The sequence below is a fragment of the Streptomyces cyaneofuscatus genome (genome assembly GCF_042718795.1).
Taxonomy (GTDB): Bacteria; Actinomycetota; Actinomycetes; order Streptomycetales; family Streptomycetaceae; genus Streptomyces; species Streptomyces cyaneofuscatus_A.
In genome coordinates, this window is record NZ_JBHXOX010000027.1 from 117,704 (window position 1) to 139,804 (window position 22,101).

At 71.6% G+C, this 22,101-nt stretch carries 25 protein-coding genes; 10 read left to right on the forward strand and 15 right to left on the reverse strand.

Going from position 1 to position 22,101, the window contains the following annotated elements:
• Positions 1–40 precede the first annotated feature (40 nt).
• From ACFWRT_RS28370 to ACFWRT_RS28380, 3 genes are all read right to left on the reverse strand, one after another.
• A complete protein-coding gene (locus ACFWRT_RS28370; protein ID WP_380954062.1) occupies positions 41–913 on the reverse strand; it encodes an alpha/beta fold hydrolase in 873 nt (290 codons plus the stop codon).
• A gap of 30 nt (positions 914–943) precedes the next feature.
• Positions 944–1,570: a class I SAM-dependent methyltransferase gene (locus ACFWRT_RS28375; RefSeq protein WP_380954061.1), complete on the reverse strand. Its 627-nt coding sequence runs from the start codon at positions 1,568–1,570 to the stop codon at positions 944–946.
• 149 nt (positions 1,571–1,719) lie between these two features.
• Positions 1,720–2,988 (reverse strand): pyroglutamyl-peptidase I, encoded by a 1,269-nt coding sequence (locus tag ACFWRT_RS28380; RefSeq protein ID WP_380954059.1) that lies wholly within the window; start codon positions 2,986–2,988, stop codon positions 1,720–1,722.
• Between the two features lie 299 nt (positions 2,989–3,287).
• Between ACFWRT_RS28380 and ACFWRT_RS28385 the strand changes: the two genes are divergently transcribed.
• Positions 3,288–3,503, forward strand: a complete 216-nt coding sequence (locus tag ACFWRT_RS28385) for a DUF6243 family protein (protein ID WP_380954058.1) — start codon at positions 3,288–3,290, stop codon at positions 3,501–3,503.
• A gap of 72 nt (positions 3,504–3,575) precedes the next feature.
• Here the strand turns inward: ACFWRT_RS28385 and ACFWRT_RS28390 are convergent, their stop codons facing one another.
• The gene (locus tag ACFWRT_RS28390; RefSeq protein WP_380954057.1) at positions 3,576–3,986 is read right to left on the reverse strand and encodes a Fur family transcriptional regulator; all 411 of its coding nucleotides are present in this window, start codon (positions 3,984–3,986) and stop codon (positions 3,576–3,578) included.
• Positions 3,987–4,373: 387 nt separating this feature from the next.
• On the opposite strand from ACFWRT_RS28390, the gene katG reads away from it, so the two are divergent.
• Positions 4,374–6,629 (forward strand): catalase/peroxidase HPI, encoded by a 2,256-nt coding sequence (gene katG / locus ACFWRT_RS28395; protein WP_380954056.1) that lies wholly within the window; start codon positions 4,374–4,376, stop codon positions 6,627–6,629.
• A 90-nt stretch (positions 6,630–6,719) separates the two neighbouring features.
• On the opposite strand, the gene ACFWRT_RS28400 is transcribed toward katG, so the two are convergent.
• The 4 genes from ACFWRT_RS28400 to ACFWRT_RS28415 all read right to left on the reverse strand — a co-directional run bounded on the left by ACFWRT_RS28400 (position 6,720) and on the right by ACFWRT_RS28415 (position 8,735).
• A complete protein-coding gene (locus ACFWRT_RS28400; RefSeq protein ID WP_380954101.1) occupies positions 6,720–6,860 on the reverse strand; it encodes a hypothetical protein in 141 nt (46 codons plus the stop codon).
• A gap of 86 nt (positions 6,861–6,946) precedes the next feature.
• A complete protein-coding gene (locus ACFWRT_RS28405) occupies positions 6,947–7,345 on the reverse strand; it encodes a hypothetical protein (RefSeq protein ID WP_380954055.1) in 399 nt (132 codons plus the stop codon).
• Between the two features lie 108 nt (positions 7,346–7,453).
• Positions 7,454–7,858, reverse strand: a complete 405-nt coding sequence (locus tag ACFWRT_RS28410; RefSeq protein ID WP_380954054.1) for an FKBP-type peptidyl-prolyl cis-trans isomerase — start codon at positions 7,856–7,858, stop codon at positions 7,454–7,456.
• Positions 7,859–8,153: 295 nt separating this feature from the next.
• The gene (locus tag ACFWRT_RS28415) at positions 8,154–8,735 is read right to left on the reverse strand and encodes a TetR/AcrR family transcriptional regulator (protein ID WP_380954052.1); all 582 of its coding nucleotides are present in this window, start codon (positions 8,733–8,735) and stop codon (positions 8,154–8,156) included.
• A gap of 402 nt (positions 8,736–9,137) precedes the next feature.
• Between ACFWRT_RS28415 and ACFWRT_RS28420 the strand changes: the two genes are divergently transcribed.
• Both ACFWRT_RS28420 and ACFWRT_RS28425 read left to right on the forward strand, forming a co-directional pair.
• Positions 9,138–9,887 (forward strand): TetR/AcrR family transcriptional regulator, encoded by a 750-nt coding sequence (locus ACFWRT_RS28420; RefSeq protein ID WP_380954051.1) that lies wholly within the window; start codon positions 9,138–9,140, stop codon positions 9,885–9,887.
• Between the two features lie 119 nt (positions 9,888–10,006).
• A complete protein-coding gene (locus tag ACFWRT_RS28425; RefSeq protein ID WP_380954050.1) occupies positions 10,007–11,167 on the forward strand; it encodes an agmatine deiminase family protein in 1,161 nt (386 codons plus the stop codon).
• Between the two features lie 135 nt (positions 11,168–11,302).
• Here ACFWRT_RS28425 and ACFWRT_RS28430 read toward each other — a convergent pair whose 3' ends face one another.
• The 4 genes from ACFWRT_RS28430 to ACFWRT_RS28445 form a co-directional block, all read right to left on the reverse strand.
• Positions 11,303–12,619, reverse strand: a complete 1,317-nt coding sequence (locus ACFWRT_RS28430) for a serine hydrolase domain-containing protein (protein WP_380954049.1) — start codon at positions 12,617–12,619, stop codon at positions 11,303–11,305.
• Positions 12,620–12,714: 95 nt separating this feature from the next.
• A complete protein-coding gene (locus ACFWRT_RS28435) occupies positions 12,715–13,863 on the reverse strand; it encodes a hypothetical protein (protein WP_380954047.1) in 1,149 nt (382 codons plus the stop codon).
• 128 nt (positions 13,864–13,991) lie between these two features.
• The gene (locus tag ACFWRT_RS28440; protein ID WP_380954046.1) at positions 13,992–14,507 is read right to left on the reverse strand and encodes a hypothetical protein; all 516 of its coding nucleotides are present in this window, start codon (positions 14,505–14,507) and stop codon (positions 13,992–13,994) included.
• A gap of 37 nt (positions 14,508–14,544) precedes the next feature.
• The gene (locus ACFWRT_RS28445) at positions 14,545–14,670 is read right to left on the reverse strand and encodes a hypothetical protein (protein ID WP_380954045.1); all 126 of its coding nucleotides are present in this window, start codon (positions 14,668–14,670) and stop codon (positions 14,545–14,547) included.
• A gap of 167 nt (positions 14,671–14,837) precedes the next feature.
• Between ACFWRT_RS28445 and ACFWRT_RS28450 the strand changes: the two genes are divergently transcribed.
• The gene (locus ACFWRT_RS28450; RefSeq protein ID WP_380954044.1) at positions 14,838–15,734 is read left to right on the forward strand and encodes a helix-turn-helix transcriptional regulator; all 897 of its coding nucleotides are present in this window, start codon (positions 14,838–14,840) and stop codon (positions 15,732–15,734) included.
• On the opposite strand, the gene ACFWRT_RS28455 is transcribed toward ACFWRT_RS28450, so the two are convergent.
• The 3 genes from ACFWRT_RS28455 to ACFWRT_RS28465 all read right to left on the reverse strand — a co-directional run bounded on the left by ACFWRT_RS28455 (position 15,727) and on the right by ACFWRT_RS28465 (position 17,500).
• Positions 15,727–16,236 (reverse strand): SRPBCC family protein, encoded by a 510-nt coding sequence (locus ACFWRT_RS28455; protein ID WP_380954043.1) that lies wholly within the window; start codon positions 16,234–16,236, stop codon positions 15,727–15,729. The two genes, ACFWRT_RS28450 and ACFWRT_RS28455, sit on opposite strands and share 8 nt — an antisense overlap.
• Positions 16,233–16,610, reverse strand: coding sequence for an ArsR/SmtB family transcription factor (locus tag ACFWRT_RS28460; protein WP_380954042.1), 378 nt, complete (start codon positions 16,608–16,610; stop codon positions 16,233–16,235). The genes ACFWRT_RS28455 and ACFWRT_RS28460 overlap by 4 nt, the downstream gene beginning before the upstream one ends.
• A gap of 464 nt (positions 16,611–17,074) precedes the next feature.
• A complete protein-coding gene (locus ACFWRT_RS28465; protein ID WP_380954041.1) occupies positions 17,075–17,500 on the reverse strand; it encodes a secondary thiamine-phosphate synthase enzyme YjbQ in 426 nt (141 codons plus the stop codon).
• A gap of 92 nt (positions 17,501–17,592) precedes the next feature.
• On the opposite strand from ACFWRT_RS28465, the gene ACFWRT_RS28470 reads away from it, so the two are divergent.
• The 5 genes from ACFWRT_RS28470 to ACFWRT_RS28490 all read left to right on the forward strand — a co-directional run bounded on the left by ACFWRT_RS28470 (position 17,593) and on the right by ACFWRT_RS28490 (position 21,932).
• The gene (locus ACFWRT_RS28470) at positions 17,593–17,676 is read left to right on the forward strand and encodes a putative leader peptide (protein WP_311307964.1); all 84 of its coding nucleotides are present in this window, start codon (positions 17,593–17,595) and stop codon (positions 17,674–17,676) included.
• Between the two features lie 255 nt (positions 17,677–17,931).
• Positions 17,932–18,819, forward strand: a complete 888-nt coding sequence (locus tag ACFWRT_RS28475; RefSeq protein ID WP_380954039.1) for an ABC transporter permease — start codon at positions 17,932–17,934, stop codon at positions 18,817–18,819.
• Positions 18,792–19,640 carry an ABC transporter ATP-binding protein gene (locus ACFWRT_RS28480; protein ID WP_380954038.1) on the forward strand — a complete coding sequence of 283 codons (849 nt, stop codon included), beginning with the start codon at positions 18,792–18,794 and terminating at the stop codon, positions 19,638–19,640. The genes ACFWRT_RS28475 and ACFWRT_RS28480 overlap by 28 nt, the downstream gene beginning before the upstream one ends.
• A gap of 64 nt (positions 19,641–19,704) precedes the next feature.
• Positions 19,705–20,739 (forward strand): ABC transporter substrate-binding protein, encoded by a 1,035-nt coding sequence (locus tag ACFWRT_RS28485; RefSeq protein WP_380954036.1) that lies wholly within the window; start codon positions 19,705–19,707, stop codon positions 20,737–20,739.
• Positions 20,736–21,932: an LLM class flavin-dependent oxidoreductase gene (locus tag ACFWRT_RS28490; protein WP_380954035.1), complete on the forward strand. Its 1,197-nt coding sequence runs from the start codon at positions 20,736–20,738 to the stop codon at positions 21,930–21,932. Before ACFWRT_RS28485 ends, ACFWRT_RS28490 begins: the two co-directional genes overlap by 4 nt.
• The last annotated feature ends 169 nt before the right edge of the window (positions 21,933–22,101 follow it).

Consider the following 22,101-nt stretch of genomic DNA (forward strand, 5'->3'; position numbering starts at 1 on the left):
AGCCTTTCGCTACCCCGACCGGCAGCGATCACGCGGTACGTCACGCCGCGCCGTCGAGTACCTCACGCAGACGGCGGGCGAACTCGTCCGGCTTCCCCGGGTAACCGAACTCGCCGTCGAGGAATCCGCCGTGGTGGCTCGGGAACACGGTGAGCGGCTGCCCGAGCAGTTCGGCGGTCGCGGCGGAGGTGCGTCCGGTCTGGACGGCCCGGGACTCCTCCCCCACGGCGATCACCACGCGGGTGGGGGCGGCGGTGATCGCGTCGACGTCCGGCCGGTAGCCGCTGATCGCCCAGGACCGGTCGGACAGCAGCGGATCATCCCGCGATCCGTCGTCCTCGGTGGGCATCCCGAACGCGGCCGGATCGGCCTCCGGCTGGTCGAAGTACGCCTCGGTGAACTCGCCCTCCCAGGAGGTCATGGCCACGAAGGCGGCCATTCCGGCCCCCCACCCCCGCTTCTCGTACGCCTCCCGGACGGCGGCACGGGCCCGCACGGCCGCCGGGCCGTCCGGGGTGAGGGTGATGAGCGGCGGCTCGTGGGCGACCAGGACGGTCACATCGCCGGGGTAGCGGGCCACGACGGCGAGCGCGGTGACCGCTCCGCCGCTGCTGGCGAACATCTCGACCGGGCCCGCGCCGAGTACCCCGATCAGGGCGTGCACGTCGTCGGCCTGGGTCTCGGGGGTGTGGTCGGTCCGCCCGTCCCCGCGGACACTGCGGCCGAGTCCGCGCGGATCGTAGGTGACCACCGTGCGCTCGGCGGAACGGGCCGCGAGCGCGGCGAACCCGCTGGCGTCCATGGGCTGCCCGATCATGAACAGCGGCGGGCGGCCGTCAGCGGTGGGCAGCGGCCCGTGGACGTCGTACACGAGGTCGGCGCCGGCTGTCGTGAGCGTGTGCGTCTTCTTCATACCTGGGCAGACCGAGCCCGCCCCGCGAACTCATCGGTCCGGACGGACATGCACGCTGACCGCGTAACCGCAGCCCGGCACATAGGGATCGCCGCTCCAGGTCGCGTAGCGCTGCCGCAGGGCCAGCCCCGCCCGGTCGCACCACGCGTCGAAGTCCGCGAGGGCGAAGGGCGCTTCGGGCAGCGGCAGGTGCGCGGCGTCCAGCCCCATGCCCGTGACCAGCAGGCCGCCGGGCCGCAGCACGGCGGCCAACTGCCCGATGACGGCCGCTTCGGTGCCCGCGGCCAGCAGAGGGATGACGTTTCCGGCGGCCAGCACCAGGTCGAAATCGGGTCGCAGGCCGAGGGTGTCCGTACGGGCCAGATCCCCGAGGAGCCACTCCTGTGCGGGGGCGTGGCGGCGGGCCACGGCGAGCATCGAGGCGTCGACGTCCACGCCGGTGCAGCGATGCCCCAGCTCGGCAAGGCGGACGGCGATCCGTCCGGTGCCGCAGCCGGCGTCGAGGACCCGGGCGGCGGGCTCCACCAAGGCGGCGCAGAACGTGGCCTCGCCGTGGATGTCGTGCCCCGACTCGGCGAGCCGCGCGAAGCGCCGGGCGTACTCCTCTCCGGCCTGTCCGCCGGTGAGTTCCGCCCAGCGATCACGATTCCCGGTCATGTCAGCGTGCCTTTCCCTGCCCTGTCAACGCCCTGTCAACGTGCCCGCGGGTCGGCCCCACCGGGAAACGTCGGGCAACGTCTTCGAGGGATTCGGAATGCGGTGCCCCCGTATCGTCGCAGGCGTGGGCGGCGCCGGCACCGCGGGGCTCACCGGGCCGCACTCACCGCCGTCTGTACCAGCGCCCGTATCTGGCGCACGATGTCCGAGCGGTTGCGCTCGAAGCCGGGGTCGGTGACCGCGCCCGTCGTCGGGTTCTCGTTCCCCGTACCGAACTGGAGGACCGGGGTGTGCAGATGTCCGCCCGGCAGTTTCGACAGTCCCAGCCGGTCCCGGAGCAGGGTGGCCCGGTAGGCGATCTCGTTGGAGAGGTAGTCGCCGCCGCCCCCGGCCCGCGCGGTGGAGCCGGGGGTGGGCCCGTCCGGCCGGGTCACCGGCTGGGTGGCACCCGCCGGGATCTCGGTGACCTCGGTGTTGTCGTACACCGGGAAGCGGCCGGTGTCCGCTTCGGTGAGCTGCCGGTACGGGAGGGTCGTGGAGGTCCACTGCGGCTGCGACGCGGGATCGGTGACGGGGACGGTCCCCGTACGGGACAGGTTCTCGTTGTCGCCGAAGCCACCGCGCCAGGCGCCGTTGGTGCGCTCCACGTCGAAGCGGCCCTGGCGGCCCTGGCTGATGGTGGTGAAGAGGTCCAGATGCGGCAGATGCCGGGCGAGGGCCCGCTCGACGGCCCCCTCGGCGAAGTCCGTCCACCGCACGGGGAAGACGACCGCCTCGATGCGGGCCGGCCCCTCGGCGGTCCGCACCAGGGTGCCGTCCAGCGCGAGCGCGCTCGCGCCCGAGGGGTTGCCGATCCGGACGTCCCTGTCCAGGGTGAACGGGTCGAAGCCGGTGACGAGGACCCGCTTCACCTGACGGCCCGGGCGGTGGATGTCCTGCTGGCCGCGCGAGGAGGTCTCCAGAGCGGTGTGCAGAGCCTTGCGCCGCTGGTCGTCCAGCGCGAACCGAGGCGTCCACGACCGCAGTTCACGGCTGAGCGCGAGCCGGGCCCAGTACAGCGGCCGGTCGTCGCCCCGGCTCAGGTCGCCCGTGGCGGGGCCACGTCCCTGGGCGCGGTCCACGGCGCGCCGCCACAGCGCCGAGGCGTGGCGGTTCACCGCCCGCTCCGCCTGCGCGTAACCGCGGGCGCCCTCCAGGGCGTGGGCGAAGCGCGGGGCGAGGGCGTCGAACCCGCTGCGCCGCAGGATCTCCTGCGGGGCGGCCCGGTCCAGGCGCTGCTCCTCGACGGTGGGCTGCGCGGTGCCGGGGGCGGTGTCGGCGGGCGACGCCACGGCAGGCAGGGCGGAACCGGCGAGGACGAGCAGGAGCGTCACCCCGCTCAGGCCGAGCCGGGTGGTTGCGGGGCACTGCTGCTTCACGTGGGCCCTTTCGACAGAACGGTTGGCCGCAGTATCGCGGCACCACCGGATCCGACGCCATGGGGCATGGCCTCTCCCCCACTCATGCACGGACGGGCGGGGCGGGGCCGGGCGTGGCGGCTCCCGGCGGGGCCGGTCCGGGCGGGGTCGGCGGAACCGGGTAACGTCGTGGTCATGTTCTTCCAGACCCCGATGTACGAGTGAGGGCATGACGGGCCCTCGCCGGCGCACTCCGGCGTCGCCGCCCGTCCCCCACCGCTGAATCCGCAGATCACCGCACATCACCACCGGGAGAACCCGTGACCGTGAGCAAGAACATCAACAACCCCGTCGGCCAAGGCGGCGGCCAGCGCAAGAGGCAGTCCCGCGCCGAACGGCAGAACAACGGCCCGCACCGCAACCTCGACCGCCAGGACGCGGCCGACCGGAAGGCGGAGCTGGTGCGCAAGATGCGCGAGAAGGCCGGCTCGGCCGAGGGCGCCGGGCAGACGGGCGACGCCGCCGCACAGGGCTGACGTACCACCGCCGCACACGCGGCATCGCAAGGGGCTGCCGCACATGCGGCAGCCCCTCGTCTGTTCCAGGAGTCAGGCGCAGGCGGGACAGAGACCCCGATAGGTGATCTCCACCGAGCCGACGGCGAACCCGAACCGTTCCGCCTCGGGCAGATCACCCAGCGCGTCGCCGACCGGATGGACGTCGCGGATCATGCCGCAGCCGGAGCACACCAGGTGCTGGTGAGGGCGGCGCGCGTTCGGGTCGTAGCGCTTGGCCCGCCCCACCGTGGAGACCTCCAGCACCTCGCCGATCGCGACGAGCTCCCCCAGCGTGTTGTACACGGTCGCGCGGGATATCTCGGGCAGTCGCGCGGCGGCCCGCAGATGCACCTCGTCCGCCGTCAGGTGCACGTGGTCGCCGTCGAGGACCTCCGCGACGACACGCCGCTGCGAGGTCAAGCGCCAGCCACGGCTCCGCAGCCGCTGAAGGAGGTCGCTCATCCCGTCCCACCTGTTCCGGTCCGCCGGGGCGTGCGGCCCCGGGAGGGATCCGACACGCCGCGCTTTCACCGTTATCGTTTTAGCGCACTTCTTGACTTGGACGAAGTCCATCGTAGGATCGAACCAGGCGACATCCAAGAGACAGGAAGACTCCGGTACGGCAGCAGAGACACATGACGGGACCCCGCCGGTCGAGGGCGCATCGCCGCCCGCCGTCCGAGCACCGTCCCCGTCGCACCGCCCGGGACCGTCCGGCCCGGTGGTCCGTACGACGTACGGACCCATCCGCGACGACACCCCTGACCTACAGGTGCCCCTTCTGCACGGCCCGAATCCTCCTCCCCCGTACAGCGCCCCCACGACCCGCCGGGGCCGGAAGGATCACCCATGACCGAGAACAACGAGTCGCACGTCTTCGACCCCACCGTCCCGGATTCGCCTGAGACGGCCATTCCCGAGGTGCCCGAGGCGCAGGCGAGCGGCTGCCCGGTGGCCCACGGCCGCGCACCGCACCCCACCCAGGGCGGCGGCGCCCGGCAGTGGTGGCCGGACCGCCTCAACCTGAAGATCCTCGCCAAGAACCCGGTCGTGGCTAACCCGCTGGGTGAGGACTTCGACTACGCGGCCGCGTTCCGGGCGCTCGACCTGCCCGCGGTGAAACGGGACATCGCCGAGGTGCTCACCACCTCGCAGGACTGGTGGCCGGCCGACTTCGGCAACTACGGACCGCTGATGATCCGGATGGCCTGGCACAGCGCCGGCACGTACCGCATCAGCGACGGCCGCGGTGGCGCGGGCGCCGGTCAGCAGCGCTTCGCCCCGCTGAACAGCTGGCCGGACAACGGCAACCTGGACAAGGCCCGCCGTCTGCTGTGGCCGGTCAAGAAGAAGTACGGCCAGGCGCTGTCCTGGGCCGACCTGCTGATCCTCACCGGCAACGTCGCCCTGGAGACCATGGGCCTGAAGACCTTCGGCTTCGCCGGCGGCCGCGAGGACGTCTGGGAGTCGGAGGAGGACGTCTACTGGGGCCCGGAGACCACCTGGCTCGACGACGAGCGCTACACGGGCGACCGTGAGCTGGAGAACCCGCTCGGCGCGGTCCAGATGGGCCTGATCTACGTCAACCCCGAGGGCCCCAACGGCAACCCGGACCCGATCGCGGCCGCCCGCGACATCCGTGAGACCTTCCGCCGGATGGCGATGAACGACGAGGAGACCGTCGCCCTCATCGCCGGTGGCCACACCTTCGGCAAGACCCACGGCGCGGGCCCCGCCGAGAGCGTCGGCGCGGACCCCGAGGGCGCCCCGCTGGAGGAGCAGGGCCTCGGCTGGCGCAGCTCGTACAAGTCGGGCAAGGGCGGGGACGCCATCACCAGCGGCCTGGAGGTGACCTGGACCAGCACGCCGACGCAGTGGGGCAACGAGTTCTTCCACAACCTCTTCGCGTACGAGTACGAGCTGACCGAGTCCCCGGCCGGCGCGAAGCAGTGGATCGCCAAGGACGCGGAGGCGACCATCCCGGACGCGCACGACGCGTCGAAGAAGCAGAAGCCGCAGATGCTCACCACCGACCTGTCGCTGCGGTTCGACCCGGCGTACGAGCAGATCTCGCGCCGCTTCCACGAGAACCCGGAGCAGTTCGCGGACGCCTTCGCGCGCGCCTGGTACAAGCTGACGCACCGCGACATGGGCCCGATCCAGCGCTACCTGGGCCCTGAGGTCCCCTCCGAGGTGCTGCTCTGGCAGGACCCGCTGCCCGCGCGCACCGGTGAGCTGCTGGACGGAGCGGAGATCGCCGCGCTCAAGGAGCAGGTGCTCGCCACGGACCTGACGGTGGCGCAACTGGTCTCGGCCGCCTGGGCCTCGGCCGCGTCCTTCCGCGGCAGCGACAAGCGCGGCGGCGCCAACGGCGCCCGGGTCCGCCTGGAGCCGCAGCGCGGCTGGGAGGCGAACGACCCGGACGAGCTCGCCCAGGTCCTGCGCGCGCTAAAGACCATCCAGGGCTCCTTCAACGCCAAGGGCGGCAAGCAGGTCTCGCTGGCCGACCTGATCATCCTCGCGGGCAACGCGGCCGTCGAGCAGGCGGCCAAGGACGCCGGCGTCGAGGTGGAGGTGCCGTTCACCGGCGGCCGGGTCGACGCCACGCAGGACCAGACGGACGTCGAGTCCTTCGCCGCTCTGGAGCCCGCGTACGACGGCTTCCGCAACTACGTCGGCAAGGGCACCCGCCTGCCGGCCGAGTACCTGCTCCTCGACCGGGCCAACCTGCTGACGCTGAGCGCTCCGGAGGCCACCGTCCTGGTGGGCGGTCTGCGCGTGCTGGGCGCCAACTCCGGCGGCTCGACCCACGGCGTCCTCACCGACCGCCCGGGCACGCTGACCAACGACTTCTTCGTGAACCTGCTCGACCTGGGCACCACCTGGAAGTCGACGTCGTCGGCGCAGGACGAGTTCGAGGCCCGCGACGCCTCCGGCAAGGTCAGGTGGACCGGCACCCGCGCCGACCTGGTCTTCGGCTCCAACTCCGAACTCCGTGCCCTCGCCGAGGTCTACGCGAGCGACGACGCGCAGGAGAAGTTCGTGACGGACTTCGTCGACGCCTGGACGAAGGTCACGAACCTGGACCGCTTCGACCTGGTCTGACGGGTCCGGAACACCAGTGGGGCCGCGGGGGCCGGTGTGCGTACGTACGTACACCGGCCCCCGCTCCCCGTCACCGGGGCGTTCGAGCGCCTACGCCGGTACCGCCGGAAGCGGGATGCCCCGGCTGCGGTCGAGCTTGTCGGGCAGCGGGTGTGCTTCCAGCGTGGCGATCGGCGCATCGGCCAAGGCGGCCGGCGCGCCGCGCAGTTCACCCAGGCGCTCGGCCGTCATCGGCCCGTCCCCCGCCACCGACGGCCCCCGGACATCCGCGAATCTCCGAGACCGGGCGACCGGGCGATGTCAGGCCGGACGGGCGGTCAGACCCCCTCCACGGCCAGCTCGTAGCCGTAGCGCTGCGGGATCAGACAGGCGTCCTCGGCCGGGGCCAGATCCACGATCAGACGCGCGCCCACGCCGGAGGCCGAGGCCGTGGTGGCGTCCGGCGTCAGGTAGCCGAGGCCGCGCAGCGTCCCGACCGCCTTGCGGAAGGCCTCGCGGCCCTCGGCGGCCAGGCGCTCGTCGCGGGTGAGGGCGACCAGGTCACCGATCGTGGGCGCCTCCCCAGGGGCGTAGCCGACGGCGAGTTCGGCCAGGATCCCGCGAGCACGCCACGTCAGGCGCATGTCCCGCATCGCCCGCGCGAACAGGACGGGGTCATGGGCGGGCGGGGCGGGAGGTACGGGCCAGCGCGGGGGGAGCGTGTCGGGGGTGCTCATGCGGATGAGGGTCCTTCGGTGAGGCCGAACATCCGCACCGGCGCCTGGGCGGCGGGACGGTGTCCAGCGGGTGTGGGGTGCGGCTTCGCCCGGCTCAAGCCGTGTCCTTCAGGTCCGGCCTCGCTCCGGCGGGCCACCCACCACCGTGAGCAGGTCCACGACGAAGATCAGAGTCGAGCCCGGCGGGATCAGCGCAGAGGGCGACTGCTTGCCGTAGCCGAGCCGCGGGGGAACGATGATCTCACGTCGGCCGCCGGCCTTCATGCCCCTCACTCCCCGGTCCCAGCCCTTGATGGCCCGGCCACCGCCCACGGCGAACTTGAACGGCCGGTCCTGCTCCCAGGATGAGTCGAACTCCCTCCCGGACGCGAACGTCACCCCCACGTAGTGGACCTGGACGACCCTGCCCGGCTGCGCCTCGGGTCCATCCCCCACCACGAGGTCCCGGATCGTCAGTTCGGTGGGTGCGTCACCCTCCGGAACCTTGATCACGGGCTTCGTCAGTCCGCTCATCGACTTCCCATCCCTCGCCACCGGAGCCCCTCGCACGGGCCGTCATTCCGTACCACGTGATTCCCACCGCGTCGAGTCCGCCCCCCTCGGTACGGAAGACCGGTCCGGTGGTCGAGCCTTCGGCCGAGGGGAGGGCCCCTCGACCTCTCGCTGACTTCACTGCGGTACTGGCTGACCATTCAGTCAATAATCGCGACCGGGAGAAGGACGGCAGGTGCAGCTCACAGGGACGGTACCGCCGGGGCCCAGCCCGCAGCAGGGGAAGGCCACGGGAAAGGCCGCAGGAGGGGCAGGGCTACCGCGGTTCCAGTCCGGACAACTCCGCCTCGACACCGCCCCGCAGAAGGGTCCTCGCGTGGTCGATACCGAGCCCGCCACTGAGCCAGCGCATGCTCAGCCCCTCCAGCAACGCCGTGAGCCTCTCGGCCGCGGCTGCGAGCTTCGCGGCCGGTGCCATGGGCCGCACCTGCCCCAGCAGGGCCGCCACCTCCTGCACCCACACCAGGGTCGCCCGGGCGAGATCCTCCCGGAGAGCCGGATCGAAGACGGCACTCGCCCGCAGCTCCCCCCACGCCGCGCTGTTCTCCCGGACTTCGGCGGTGTCCTGCAGTTCCAGCAGAAGGATCTGTTCGAGTTCTTCGCGCGGGCCGAGAGGTGGTGCGTCCGGGTCGCGGACCGTTGTGTAGCGCTCCGCCCGGTCGTTGATGAACTCCAGGGTGTGGCGGAGGATCCCGGTGCGATCCTTGAAGTGGTAGTAGATCAATCCGGTGGACACACCCGCCTCCGCCGCGAGTTCCTCCACGCGCAGACCGCGGACACCGCGCCGGGCGATCACCCGTGCGGCCGCTTCGAGAATCCGGGTATTACGGGACGCCATGGCGACCAACCTACCGGTCCGGCCCTCGCCGCCGGCACCCGGCCGCCGACCCTGCGAAGGGCCGTCCGGCCCGGACGGCCGGGTCATCCCGCCCTGGTGCGGCGGCTCAGCACCACCGCGACAGGCCCCTCCTCCGCCTCCGCGCCGGATACCAGGACGAGGCCTCGGCGGGGACCACTTCCCCCGGCCTGGAGATCGAACTCGTAACTCCACAGCCGCCCCTACCAGGACGCCCCGGGTCCACCGCCTCCCGGGAGTGGGCCCGACCTGCGTGGGCCGTGAGCACACCTGGGCGTTCGGACGATCGTGTACTTGACTAAAATTTCAGTCAACACGCCATCGGCATGGCCATCGATATCGACCAGGCGTCCCGGGAGGACGCCCCATGAGGAGGAGCACGCGATGAGCGACCGCAGAACGGCCATTCTGGAAGCGGCGGCCACCGTCATCGCACGGCGTGGCGTACGGGGGCTCCGGGTGGAGGAGCTGGCGGTGGAGGCAGGCGTCTCCAAGGCCCTGATCTACTACCACTTCGAGGACCGCACCGGCCTGCTCCGGCGGACCCTGGCCTTCGTCAACAACCGTGCCGAGCGGTACACCGTCGAGCAGTCGGCCGCCGAAGCGACGGTCGAAACCGGCCGCGACGCCGCGACCCGCTTCGACGCCACGGCCGGCCCCGACGCGGCGACGAGCGGCACCGCCCGGCCCGCCGCCCGGCCCGCCGCCCGCACCGCCGCCCCGGCCGCCGGGCCGCTCCGCCGGCTGGAGCAGGCGCTCCTGCTGGAGCTCCAGGACCTCCCCCACGTACGGGAGAACAGCACCGCCTGGGGCGAGCTCCGCGCGAGCGCCGTGTTCGACCCCGAGCTGCGGGGCGAGCTGGCCCTCGCGAGCGTGATCTGGGTCCGAGAGGTGGCCGACCAGTTGGGCGAAGTCCGGCCGACCGCGCCGGAATCCGCACTCGTCGCCTCCGCCGAACGACTGACCGCCCTGCTCGAGGGCCTCAGCGCCCGGTGGCTCAGCGACATTCTTCCCCTGGCGGACGCCCGTACCCGGATGCGCGAGGCGATCGAGGTGGAGGTGGCCCACCTCGCCAGGCGCACAGCCGACCCGTCGGCCGGCGGCACGCCGACGAGCCCGAACAAACTTGACTGAACTTTCAGTCAGTGTCACAGTGCCGTCAGTGCCGAACCGGCGCTCGCGCCGAGGCCGCGGACCGCCGCGCCGTACCCCGCGCCCCCGGATAGCCTGAATGTCCACGATCGGAGCACATCGTGTCCTACCGTCCCCCCACCCGCCGTACGGTCCTCCGCACCCTCGGTGGACTCGGCGCACTCGCCTTCGGGGCTGCGGCCTGCGGACCGGACGACTACGCCTCCGGCGCCGTCGGCACCGGCACCGGCTCGGACCGCGCAGCCGAGGGAGAACGCCGGTTCGGTGCGGAATGGGACAGCCACGCACGCACCTTCATGTCATGGCCCGCCCTGGAATCGGTCTGGGCGGAGGACCTCCCGTACGTCCGCGAGGACATCGCCCGCATCGCCCGCGCCATCGCGGAGTACGAGTACGTCGTCATGATGGCCAGGCCCAACCAGCAGAAAGCCGCCCAGCGCGCCTGCGGCTCACAGGTCGAGGTCATCCCTCTCGCCGTGGACGACATGTGGGCCCGCGACACGGTCCCGGTCTTCGTCGAGGAGGGGGGCAAGGTCATCGGGGTCGACTTCAACTTCAACGGCTGGGGCGACAAGCAGGAGCACGGACACGACGCCCGCGTCGGCCGCACGCTGCTCACCGAGTACGGGATCCCGCGGGTCGAAGCCCCCCTCGTCTCCGAAGGCGGCTCCTTCGAGACCGACGGCGAGGGCACCCTGCTGATCACCGAGAGCTCGATCGTCAACGAGAACCGCAACCCGGGCATGAGCCGGGACGACATCGAGGCCGAACTCATCGAGACCCTCGGGGTCGACAAGGTGGTGTGGCTGAAGGGGGTGAGGGGCCAGGACATCACCGACGCCCACGTGGACAGCCTCGTCCGCTTCACGGCACCGGGCGTGGTGCTCCTGGACCAGGCCTTCCCCGGTACGCCCCCGGACTCCTGGTCGCGCGCCGCGGACCAGGCCAGGGAGGTGCTGGGCAAGGCGACCGATGCCCGGGGCCGACGCTTCGAGGTGATCGACCTGCCGCAGCCCGACCTCGACAGGATCACCGGTGAGGGTGATGACTTCGTGTCGACCTACGCCAACTTCTACGTGGCCAACGACTCGGTCTTCATGCCCCGGTTCGGCGACCGCAAGGCCGACGACCGGGCCCGGGGAATCCTCCAGGAACAGTTCCCCCAGCGCGACATCGTGCCGGTCGTGATCGACACCGTCGCCTCCGGAGGCGGCGGGATCCACTGCGCCACGCACGACCAGCCCGGCAAGCCCGGCAGCTGACCCCCGTCCACCCCGAGGCGGGCTCCCCGTCACCCGGCGCAGGGTCCTGACCCGGCCGGCCCTCGGCTGGACGGCCACCGCCCTGTTCGCTCCGACCGCCTTCCGCCTGGGTAGTTCGGCCGGCCGTGCCGGACCTCAGTAGCGCTCGGGCAGGTCGCGCTCGGCGGGCCGCGGTACGTGGGCGGAGGGAGCGGATGGAGCGGAGGGCGTCGTGGAGCGCGCGATCGGGGCAGGCGCCGGCGGCTTGCCGCAGAAGGCCGCTTCCAGGGTGCCGCCCAGCGCGGTGTTCGCGGCGCCGCGGTTGGAGGTGTTGGCCAGGGCCGAAAGGCTGCGGCGTCCGTCGCGGGTGGAGAAGGCGTACGTGTAGTAGCCCTGGACGGTGCCGGTGTGCCCGTACACCCGGGTGCCGCAGGACAGGTCGTAGCGGCGCAGGCCGAGGCCGTAGAACCGGGTGTCGGTGCCGTCCGTCGGCGTGACCGTGGTCATGGCCTCCAGGGTCGCCGGGGCGAGCAGCCGGCCGCGCATCAGGGCGCTGGTGAAGGTGTTGAGGTCGGTGGGGCTGGAGATGACGGCACCCGCGGACTGTGCCCAGGACACGGTCTGCTCGGTGGAGTCGACGAGCGGCGCACCCGCCTCGTCGGGGTGCAGATAGCCACGTACGTGCGTGCCCTTGATGCGCGTGTCGGGGTGGACGTACGCGGTTTCGCGCAGCCCCAGCGGCCTGATGACGCGCCGCTGGTAGGCGTCGGCCACCGGGCGTCCCGTCAGCTTCTCGATGAGCATGCCGACGACGACGAAGTTGGTGTTCGAGTACGCGTACGCTCCACCGGGCTCGGTGGTCCGGGGGTCGGCGAGGGAGAGGTCGACCAGCTCCTGGTAGCTGAACACCCGGTTGCGTACGGCCTCGAAGCCCGGCACGGTCTCGTTGAACATGGCGCCGGTGTAGTCGGCCAGACCGCTGCGGTGGGTGAGGAGATGCCGGACCGTGATCCGGTCGTCGGGCAACAGCCCTTCGAGATACGTGTTGACGGACGCGTCGAGCTTCAGCCGGTGCTCCTCCACCAGTTGAAGCAGCACGACGCTGGAGAACGTCTTGCTGACGCTGCCGATCCGGAACCGTGCCCGGGTGTCCATGGCCGTGCCCGATTCCCGGTCCCGTACGCCGACGGCTCTTCCCCTGACCCCGTCCGGGCCCGAGTAGCGGGCCATCGCCCCCGGCGCCCCGTTGGCCCTCGCGGCCTCGAGTGCGGCGACGATGCCGGCCATGTCGGGGGCGGGCGTCTGGGTGCGGATGGTGGCGAGGGCCGCGGACGCGCTCGTGGCGGGGGCTGCGGACTCGCTGGTGGCGGGAGCTGCGGACGCGCTGGTGGCGGGAGCGAGAGCACCGGCGAGAGCGGCGATCAGGGCTGCGCTCACGGTCAGACGGCGGTGTGACGACAGTGGCACGGTCATCCTCGGTTCTTCTTCCACTGGGTGGGTACGGCAGCGCTGCGGCGATCGGCGACAGACACTGCGGAAGGGTGCAGGGTGGGGTCGGACTGTTCGGCTCAGCACAGGCGCAGGCCGGGAACCTGGTTCTCGGGAACGCTCAGGTAGATGTTGGTGACGTAACCCCCGTACTGGGGCAGGTAGACCCACCAGTCGTTGGTGTACGGAGGAATGCTGACCTGCTGGCCACGCTTCTGGCAGGACACCAGGACCTCGGCGCCGGCGGGCAGCACCGTCAGCTTCCGGGAGGTCGTGGTGGAATCCGCGCGGACGTTGACGTCGGCGCCCCACGTGCCGATCCACGTACCGGCGGAGCGCGTGGCCCCGGGCACGTTCAGGGAGCGGGTCAGCCGGCCCAGGTCGGTGTACGCCTTGCCGTACGAGGTGCCGTCCGGGTGCAGGGTCAGAACGGCCACGATGGCGCGGTCGTCGGGGCCGACGGTACCGGTGCTGTGGAGGGCCGGCCGGGCGAGGTCGACCCCCGCGACGGCCGGACCGCCGGTGCGGGCGGTCGGCACGGCCCCGGCCGGTGTGGTGCAGCCGCCCGAGCCGAAGCCCGACCAGCCTTGCTTCACCGCCCAGGGACGTTCGAAGGCGCCCGGGATGCCGAAGTGCTGGTCATATCCGTCGTCGGCACAGCGGGTGGAGGAGCGCAGACCGCCCATGACGTAGTCCCGTACCGCGGCGGGCGCGGTGTCCAGCAGGTAGCGGTAGATCCGGACGGTGTCGCGGGCGGAGAGCGCGGTGTATCCCCAGTGGCCGGGGTGGGTCGCCGGCGGGCGGGCGGTGTCGGTGAGGCCGAGCTTGCGCACCATCCGGTCGATGATCGAGCCGCCGCCGTTCACGGTCCAGAAGTGGCCGGCCGCGTCGTCGTCACTGGCGCGCAGCATGGCGTCGACGCGTGCGCGGTCCTGCGCGGGGAGTGCGTCGGGGCCGCGGTCGCCCAGGAGGTCGAGGGCGATCAGGAGCTTGACGACGGAGGCCGATCGGAAGGGCAGGGAGGGGTTGACCTGTTCGGTGAAGGAGCCGGACCCGCGGTCGAAGACGGCGACGCCGGCCGTCACTCCGGGCGGCACGTCGGCACGCCCGGCCCTGGACGACGGGTCGGATGACGGTACGGATGGCGGAGCGGATGTCGGAGCGGATGTCGGGGCGGCTGAGGCCGGCAGAGCGGCCGGGAGGACCAGCGCCAGGAGTAACGCCCCCATCAGGGCTGCATGGGCCGGCCGCCACGACCGACGACATCGAGCGGCGCCCGACGAACGGGTGGGAGACAGAGCCATAAGTCGTCCAGAGATACGCGAGGAACGGGCCGGGTCTCCGTGGTCCCGGCGGGTCACCACCAGTCGACGCCGTTCCTGGCGGCGCAGCGGACGACACCGTTGGTGGCGAGCGAACCACAGACCCGGAACTGGTAGTCGGGGTCGGTGCTGGTGCGCTTGAAGGGAGTTGTCAGGCTCTGGCCGTGGCTCTGGACGGTGAAGGGTCCGCACTGGAGCCAGGGGCGCACCGGCCATTCCGGCCTGCCTCCGTCGTCCCAGCCGGCGGCCCGCCAGTCCATCCACACCTTGTCACCCGGACGGGTGGGGCCGCTGATCTTCCCGAAGCCGATCTGCTGGTCCCCGTACACCCCCTTCTCCAAGGTGATGACCACGCCGCCGCCGAGATCCAGGCTGCGCGGCTTGTCGGTGTCCCCGGAGGCGTTGTCCGGGTGGTCGCGGAAGCCCCGGGCGCCGCCCGTACAGTCCGACGCGGCGGCCTGGGCCGGGGCGACGGGCGCCACGACGGCCAGACCGGCCGCGAGGGCGCATACCGCGGTGAGAGAGGTGAGCACGGAACGCGGTGAACGCATGGTGCGGATGTCCTTTCCGTGGTTGACGGTCACGGCGTCAGCCGCGCCGGACCTTCACGTACGTGACAGCGCCGTCGAGGGCGCCGCCGGCGTACGGGACCTGCCAGGTGAACGAGCCGCTGCCGCGCGGGCCACTGAGGTACGCCTGGGTGCGGCCGCCCATCACCCGGAAGGACGTCAGGTTGTTCGGCCACCCCCGGACAGGTGGTGGTCCGCCCGGAGCCGATCGTGGCGGGAGTGCTCCGTACCGCGCTATGGGGAGAAGTGCGTATGGACAGCGGCGGGTTACGGTGAGGAGGCACACTCGCGGGGACGTCGGGGGAAGTCGTCATGCCGGATCGGTACGCACGCATGCTGGACCTGGCGGTCGAGGTGATGAGCGCCGAAGCCCCGGAGTCCGTCTGGCCCTTGCTCACCGGGGAGCTGCTCACGGCGCTCGACGGGGAGCTGATCGTGGTCAAGGAGGTGCCCTGGACCCGGGATCAGGGCAGCGTGGTGATCCGGTCCCCGGAACCCCTACCGAACGTCGGCGTCGATGACGGTGACGGTGACGACTCTGTGCAGGCCTACATCCGTTCGGGGTACCCCTTCATCGACCGCTACGGGGCCACCTCCGACTGGACGCCGCAGAGCGCCGCACGGGTGGTGGGGGCGCGGACCTGGCAGAACAGTCCGACGGCCGACGCACTCCGTCAGGCGTTCGGGACACGGCACGTGTTCGGCCTGCCGCTGCCGGAGAGGGGGCCGCACGTCAGCGGGTTCCTGGTGCACCGGTCCGGGGGCGACTTCTCCCGGCACGATGAGCGCTACGCAGCACGCGTGCAGCCGCTGCTCAAGGCCGCGACGGCCCACCGGTCCCTCCTGACGGCGCTGCGCAAGTCGTCGGGCAGCGCTCGCAGGCGGCAGGCCAACCACGCCTTGGCGGCGCCGCTGACCCCGCGCGAAACGAACGTACTGCACCTGCTGGCGGCGGGGCTGACCGCCGAGGTGATCGGACGGAGGCTGGGCATCTCACCGCGCACCGTCCACAAGCACCTGAACGCGCTGTACCGGAAGCTCGGGACCGCGGACCGGCTCAGCGCGGTGCTGCGTGCCCAGGACGCAGGCCTGCTTCCCGGGCCGGCCGAGCCGTCCGGCGCGCACCCCGGCCCGGGCTCGACCGCCTCGCATTTTCCCGGTAGGCGGGAGCCCACCCTCGTACCGGGCGCCCTGGGCAGGCTCAGCTGAACATGTCGAGGTAGTGCTGTGCGTGGGCCGGGTGGTAGTCCCCGAAGTCGACGGATGCCGGGTCACCGCCGGTCTCGGCGACGACGAGCCGGTCGAGGTAGTAGTCCCAGCCGGGGCCGACTCCACCGGCCATCGCCGGGTCGTCGCCGACGGACTGGGCGAAGGTGAGTGTGGTGGTGCCCTCGTGCTCGACGAGCGTGAGAGTCATGTGCCAGACGAGTTCCTGGCCGGGTACCTGCGATGTGAGGACCAGACGGCGGGGGGCCTGGCACTCCTGGATGGTGAAGAGTTCGGCCTGGTGTTCGTCGCCCTCGTAGAGCATCCGGAAGTCGACCGAGCCGGTCGACGGGTCGCCGGTCCATTCGCCGATCCAGCGGGCCAGCCGGTCCGACTCGGTGACCGCCGCCCAGACGTCCTCGATGCCGGCCCGGAAGGTGCGGTCGAAGGCGATGCTGTCCAGGCCGTCGATGGTCACGCGACGCCCGGTGGGGGTGCTGGTCATGCTGATTCCTCCTGAGGTCGTCCGGTGCCGGGAGCGGCGTCGGTGCCGGCCCGGCGTTCGTGGAGGGTCCTGCGGACCTCCAGGTCGAGGGCGTCGAAGGCGCTCTCGGGGATCGGGGGGCGGTACCCGGCGAGCTCGTCGAGCAGGGCCCGGACCGGGGCGAGGCCTTGGCGGGCGAGCGCGTAGTGGCGCTCGCGGCCGTGGTCCTCGACGGTGGCCAGCCCTGCCTCGGTGAGCAGTCGCAGATGTTTGCTCACCGCGGGCCGGCTGATGGGGTGCCGCGCCGCGAGGTCGACCACTCGGGCCGGCCCGGAGGCGAGGGCGCGCAGCAGCTCACGGCGTACGGGATCGGCCAGGGCGGTGAAGGGGTCCACCTCTCATTGGTAACCCATAGGTTACCAATGGGCAAGTCCTCGGCCCCACGGCTCCGGGATTCCCGCAATGAGGAGCGACGCTGGCGCATCGAGGAGTCGGCAAGCCGCGTCCGGGTGAGGCGCAACTGCCTCGTCGCCGGGTGTACACGGCTGTGGCCTTCAGCCACTACTCGCCCAGGCCGAGGGCAAGCTCGACCCGGAAGCCCGGCCGATCAGGTCCCCCTGAGAAGTGGAGACTTCACCCGCCATGGGAATTATTGAGACGCACCGCCACCTGCTGAACCGCCTTCTTCTCCCTGACGACAAGGAGAGCGAACTCATCGTCTTGCAGGGGCAGTTCCACCACGTGGCGGCCGGCTTGGAGAAGGTGGTCTGCCGCCAGATGTGCCACGCTCGCCTGGCACTCCCCGGCGCTACTCAGTCGGTACGGTCGGAGGATTCTCCCTACGGCCCACCGGAGCAGCTCACTGACCGAGGAAGCTCAGCCGCACCTGACGCTCCGGATTGTCGACGTTCGTGTCCACCAGGCACACCGACTGCCACGTCCCCAGCTCCAGCGACCCCCCGATCACCGGCAAGGTGGCGTGGGGCGGGACGAGGGCGGGGAGTACGTGGTCGCGGCCGTGGCCCGGGCTGCCGTGGCGGTGTTGCCAGCGGTCGTCCGCCGGGAGCAGGTGGTGGAGGGCGGCCAGGAGGTCGTCGTCGCTGCCCGCGCCCGTCTCCAGGATCGCGATGCCCGCCGTGGCGTGGGGGACGAAGACGTTGAGCAGGCCGTCCCGGCCGGCCGCCGCCCGGGTGAGGAACTCCTCGCACTGCCGGGTGAGGTCGGTGACGCTCTCGGCGGTCCCCGTGGCGATGTGCAGAACAGTGGTGGTGAAGGAATCGGACATGCCCCCATCCTCCCTTCCGGAGGGCGAGATCACACGTCCACGCTCCGAGACACCGTTGACCGCCTCCTGACCGGATGACTACGTTCATCGCCATGTTCCGATCAGCTCTGCTCACCTCGCGCGGTCACATCGACCTGCTGCGGGTGGCATCCGCCGCGTGTTGTCGCGGCTGCTGACGTTCCCTCAGCGCCATTCCGGTCGCTTCTGACCCTGGCCCTTCCGTGTCTGCTCCGCCCCGGCGGCTGCGCCTTTCCCTCGGCACACCCGTGCGGCCGCTTCGAGCTGCCGGCGGCCGGGCCCGTCGCCTCTGATCCTCCGGCCTTGCGGTCTTCCTGACGTGTTCGGGTCAGCCGCTGCGTCCCGGCGGCCCGGGGTGCCTCGGCGCGTCTCCGTTCCCGATCCCCCTCCGTACGACCTTCCGTGGAGCCCCCATGACCATCAGCCATGCACCGCCCGATCTGGCCGCCGGCCCGGAGAATGCCCCGGCCTCCGACAGTCCTACGTCACCCGGTCTGGAGCCGATCGTCCCGGCGTCCGTGCGCCGGGCGCGGCTGCGGTCCGTGCCCCGGTGGCTGCGGCGCACCGTGGGGCCGTTGCTGCTGCTCGCGCTCTGGCAGGTGTTCAGCGCTACGGGGGTTCTGCACCCGGACGTGCTCGCCTCGCCGGGGACCATCGCCCGGGCGGGCGGTGATCTGATCGCCGACGGGACCCTGCCGGCCGCCATGGGCGTGTCGCTCCAGCGGGTGGCGGTGGGGCTCGTGCTCGGCGGGGTCGTCGGGACGGTGCTCGCGCTGGTCTCGGGGCTCTCGCGGCTCGGCGAGGACCTCGTCGACGCGACCGTGCAGATGCTGCGCACCGTGCCCTGGGTGGGGCTGATCCCGCTGTTCATCATCTGGCTCGGGATCGGCGAGGCGCCGAAAGTGGCGCTCATCGCGCTCGGGGTCGCCTTCCATCTGTACCTGAACGTGTATGCGGGGATCCGCGGCGTGGACGCCCACCTCATCGAGGCAGGTGAGTCGTTGGGGCTCAGCCGGTGGGGGCTCGTGCGCCATGTCGTGTTGCCGGGGGCGTTGCCCGGGGCCATGACCGGGCTGCGGTACTCCCTGGCCACCGCCTGGCTCGCGCTCGTCTTCGGTGAGTCCATCAACGCCGATGCCGGGATCGGGTTCCTGATGAACCAGGCCCGGGAGTTCTTCCGGACCGACGTGATCGTCGTCTGCCTCGTCGTGTACGCCTTCCTCGGCCTCACCGCCGACGTCATCGTCCGGACCCTCGAAAGGCTGCTTCTGCAATGGCGACCGACCTTCACCGGCCAGTGACCATCCCGACCCCCTCCCCCGCCGGGGAGCCAGAGGCAGCCGTACGGGTCGAAGGGCTCACCCGGGCCTTCGACGGGCGTGCCGTCATCGACGGCCTCGATCTGACGTTGAAGGCCGGGGAGTTCACCGCTCTGCTCGGGCGCAGCGGGTGCGGCAAGTCGACCCTGCTGCGGGTGCTGGCCGGGCTCGACCGCGAGATAGCGGGCACGGTTCTGGTGCCCCGGCGGCGTGCGGTGGCCTTCCAGGCGCCGCGCCTCATGCCCTGGAAGCGGGTCTGGCGCAACGTCCTGCTGGGGCTGCCCGGCAAGCCCGAACGGGCCCTGGCCGAGAAGGCGTTGGCCGAGGTCGGGCTGACCGACCGGGCAGGCGCCTGGCCCAAGACCCTCTCCGGCGGCGAGGCCCAACGTGCCTCCCTGGCACGTGCGTTGGTGCGCGAGCCTGATCTGCTCCTGCTCGACGAGCCCTTCGGCGCGCTGGACGCCCTGACCCGGATCAAGGCGCAGCAGCTCGTGGCGGAGCTCTGGCAGCGGCGTGGCTGCGCGGTCCTGCTGGTCACCCATGACGTGGACGAGGCCCTGCTGCTGGCCGACCGAGTGCTGGTGATGCGGGAGGGCGGCATCGCGTACGACACGGCCGTCGGGCTGGACCGCCCACGCGGTGTCGGCGCCCCCGGCTTCGCCGGACTGCGTTCGCGGCTGCTGAGCGAGCTGGGCGTCGAGGACGGCGGTGCCGCCGACGCCGGGGCCACTGATGTCGGGGTCGCTGATGTCAGGGCCGTACACCAGCAGGAAGCGGTTGCCGCCGCGCGCTCGGACGTATGACCTCCCCCAACCTCGCCCAACCACCACCACCCACCCGCTTCCCCGAGCAACACGGAGAACCACCATGAAACGCCGCACCCTGCCCGCCCTGCTCCTTCCCCTCGCTCTTCTCCTCGCCGCCTGCGGTGGCGGCGCCTCGTCCACGGGGTCGGGAGGAGGCAGCACCGACGGCAAGGGCAGCGTGACGCTCAACGTCGGTGACCAGAAAGGCGGTTACGAAGCCATCCTGCGGGCCTCCGGAGAGCTCGACGACCTCGACTACCGCATCACCTGGTCCACCTTCACCTCCGGTCCACCGCTGCTGGAGGCCGTGAACGCCGGGGCCGTGGACATCGGCGGAGTGGGCAACACGCCGCCCGTCTTCGCGGCCGGGTCCGACTCGAACATCACCGTCGTGGGCGCCACTCACGGTTCACCGGCCGGTGAGGTCATCGTCGTACCCGAGGACTCTCCGCTCAAAAGGCCCGAGCAGCTCAAGGGGAAGTCCGTCGCCGTGGCGCAGGGCAGTTCGGCCCACTTCCAACTGGTTGCCTCGCTCAGGAAGGCCGGCCTCTCCATCAAGGACGTGAAGCTCAACTACCTTCAGCCCGCTGACGCGTTGGCCGCGTTCAGCCGGGGCAAGGTGGACGCCTGGGCGATCTGGGATCCGTACACCTCGCAGATCCTGCGGGCCGGGAACGCCCGTGTGCTGACGACCGGTGAGGGTGTCGTCAACGGCCTCGGTTTCCAAGTCGCTTCGCCCGCCTCGCTGAAGGACGCGAAGAAGTCGAAGGCCATCGGCGATCTGCTCGTGCGGCTGGAGCGGGCGCAGAGCTGGGTCTTCGAGCATCCGGAGGAGTGGGCGAAGGTCTGGGCGAAGGAGACCGGGCTTCCCTACGAGGTGGCGCTGGACGCGGTGAAGCGCAGCTACGGCACCCGGGTTCCGGTGGCCATCGACGACGCCGCCATCGCCTCCGAGCAGGAGATCGCCGACACCTTCGCCGAACTCAAGCTGATCCCACGGCGGTTCGCCTTCAAGGACTACGTCGACACCCGCTTCAACCGCGATCTCCCCGCCTCCGACACCGCCCCCCGCTCCTACGGAAAGGCCTCCTCGTGAACGTCCATCTGCACTGGTTCCTGCCCACCGGAGGTGACGGCCGGACGCTCGTGGACCGGCACGCGTACACCGACGGCGGGATCAAGCGCGACCGGATCACCCCGGTGAGCGGGGTGCGCGCACCGGACATCGAATATCTGGCACAGATCGCCAAGGCGGCCGAACAGCTCGGCTTCGAGGCCGTGTTGACGCCGACCGGTACGTGGTGCGAGGACGCCTGGCTGACCACGGTCGCGCTCGCGCAGCACACCGAGCGGCTGAAGTTCCTGGTCGCCTTCCGGCCGGGGGTCATCTCGCCCGTGCTGGCCGCCCAGATGGCCGCGACCTACCAGCGGATCACCCGGGGGCGGCTCCTGCTCAACGTGGTGACCGGGGGTGACTCGACCGAGCAGCGGCGGTTCGGCGACCACCTGGACCACGACCGGCGGTATGCGCGGACGGCGGAGTTCCTGTCGGTCGTACGGGGTGCCTGGAGCGGGCAGCCGTACGACTTCGACGGCGAGCACTACCAGGTGGAGGGCGGGCTGACCGCGCTGCCGCCGGACCCGCTGCCGGAGATCTTCTTCGGCGGGTCCTCGGCGGCCGCCGGGCCGGTGGCCGCCGCCCATGCCGATGTCTACCTGACCTGGGGTGAGCCGCCGGCCCAGGTGAAGGAGAAGATCGACTGGATCCGCGGGCTCGCCGAGGAGCAGGGGCGTACCGTCCGGTTCGGGATCCGGCTGCACACCATTTCGCGTGACTCGTCGCGCGAGGCGTGGGCGACGGCCGACCGGCTGCTGGGCGACCTGGACGCGGACACGATCGCGGCGGCACAGCAGGCGCTGGGCAGGAGCGAGTCGGTCGGGCAGCAGCGGATGCTGGCGCTGCACGGCGGCTCGCGGGACGAGCTGGAGATCGCGCCGAACCTCTGGGCGGGCGTCGGTCTGGTGCGCGGCGGGGCCGGGACCGCGCTGGTGGGCAGCCATGCGGAGGTCGCCGACCGGATCGAGGAGTACCACGCGCTGGGTGTGGAGCACTTCGTGCTCTCGGGCTATCCGCACCTGGAGGAGGCGTACTGGTTCGGTGAGGGCGTGACGCCCGAGCTGACCCGGCGCGGGCTGCTGTCGACCGTACCGGCGTCCCCGCTGCTGGGCAGGTCCGGCGGGGAATCGCGGACGGCCGGGGCTCCGTTGCTGGTCGCGGGCGGGCGCTGAACCTCCCGGTGCCCGGTCGGCGCTGAGCCGCGCGGTGCCCAGTCGGCGCTGAGCCTCGCGGTAGCGGTCGTGGGGGGGGGGGGGGGGGGGGCGCCCGCCCCCCCCCCCCCCCGGCGTGGGCATCAAATAGATGATCGAGAGAATAAAAAAAAACGACAAACCCCAGGAC

Excerpts from the sequence above, each read along its gene's own strand:
- ACFWRT_RS28440 (WP_380954046.1), bottom strand. The coding sequence starts at position 14,507 with ATGCGTTCACCGCGTTCCGTGCTCACCTCTCTCACCGCGGTATGCGCC.
- ACFWRT_RS28455 (WP_380954043.1), bottom strand. The coding sequence starts at position 16,236 with ATGACCAGCACCCCCACCGGGCGTCGCGTGACCATCGACGGCCTGGAC.
- ACFWRT_RS28405 (WP_380954055.1), bottom strand. The coding sequence starts at position 7,345 with ATGAGCACCCCCGACACGCTCCCCCCGCGCTGGCCCGTACCTCCCGCC.
- ACFWRT_RS28450 (WP_380954044.1), top strand. The coding sequence starts at position 14,838 with ATGCCGGATCGGTACGCACGCATGCTGGACCTGGCGGTCGAGGTGATG.
- ACFWRT_RS28370 (WP_380954062.1), bottom strand. The coding sequence starts at position 913 with ATGAAGAAGACGCACACGCTCACGACAGCCGGCGCCGACCTCGTGTAC.
- ACFWRT_RS28480 (WP_380954038.1), top strand. The coding sequence starts at position 18,792 with ATGGCGACCGACCTTCACCGGCCAGTGACCATCCCGACCCCCTCCCCC.
- ACFWRT_RS28420 (WP_380954051.1), top strand. The coding sequence starts at position 9,138 with ATGAGCGACCGCAGAACGGCCATTCTGGAAGCGGCGGCCACCGTCATC.
- ACFWRT_RS28475 (WP_380954039.1), top strand. The coding sequence starts at position 17,932 with ATGACCATCAGCCATGCACCGCCCGATCTGGCCGCCGGCCCGGAGAAT.
- ACFWRT_RS28430 (WP_380954049.1), bottom strand. The coding sequence starts at position 12,619 with ATGACCGTGCCACTGTCGTCACACCGCCGTCTGACCGTGAGCGCAGCC.
- ACFWRT_RS28400 (WP_380954101.1), bottom strand. The coding sequence starts at position 6,860 with ATGACGGCCGAGCGCCTGGGTGAACTGCGCGGCGCGCCGGCCGCCTTG.
- ACFWRT_RS28485 (WP_380954036.1), top strand. The coding sequence starts at position 19,705 with ATGAAACGCCGCACCCTGCCCGCCCTGCTCCTTCCCCTCGCTCTTCTC.
- ACFWRT_RS28465 (WP_380954041.1), bottom strand. The coding sequence starts at position 17,500 with ATGTCCGATTCCTTCACCACCACTGTTCTGCACATCGCCACGGGGACC.
- ACFWRT_RS28390 (WP_380954057.1), bottom strand. The coding sequence starts at position 3,986 with ATGAGCGACCTCCTTCAGCGGCTGCGGAGCCGTGGCTGGCGCTTGACC.
- ACFWRT_RS28375 (WP_380954061.1), bottom strand. The coding sequence starts at position 1,570 with ATGACCGGGAATCGTGATCGCTGGGCGGAACTCACCGGCGGACAGGCC.
- ACFWRT_RS28435 (WP_380954047.1), bottom strand. The coding sequence starts at position 13,863 with ATGGGGGCGTTACTCCTGGCGCTGGTCCTCCCGGCCGCTCTGCCGGCC.
- ACFWRT_RS28415 (WP_380954052.1), bottom strand. The coding sequence starts at position 8,735 with ATGGCGTCCCGTAATACCCGGATTCTCGAAGCGGCCGCACGGGTGATC.
- ACFWRT_RS28410 (WP_380954054.1), bottom strand. The coding sequence starts at position 7,858 with ATGAGCGGACTGACGAAGCCCGTGATCAAGGTTCCGGAGGGTGACGCA.
- ACFWRT_RS28470 (WP_311307964.1), top strand. The coding sequence starts at position 17,593 with ATGTTCCGATCAGCTCTGCTCACCTCGCGCGGTCACATCGACCTGCTG.
- ACFWRT_RS28445 (WP_380954045.1), bottom strand. The coding sequence starts at position 14,670 with ATGGGCGGCCGCACCCAGGCGTACCTCAGTGGCCCGCGCGGCAGCGGC.
- katG (WP_380954056.1), top strand. The coding sequence starts at position 4,374 with ATGACCGAGAACAACGAGTCGCACGTCTTCGACCCCACCGTCCCGGAT.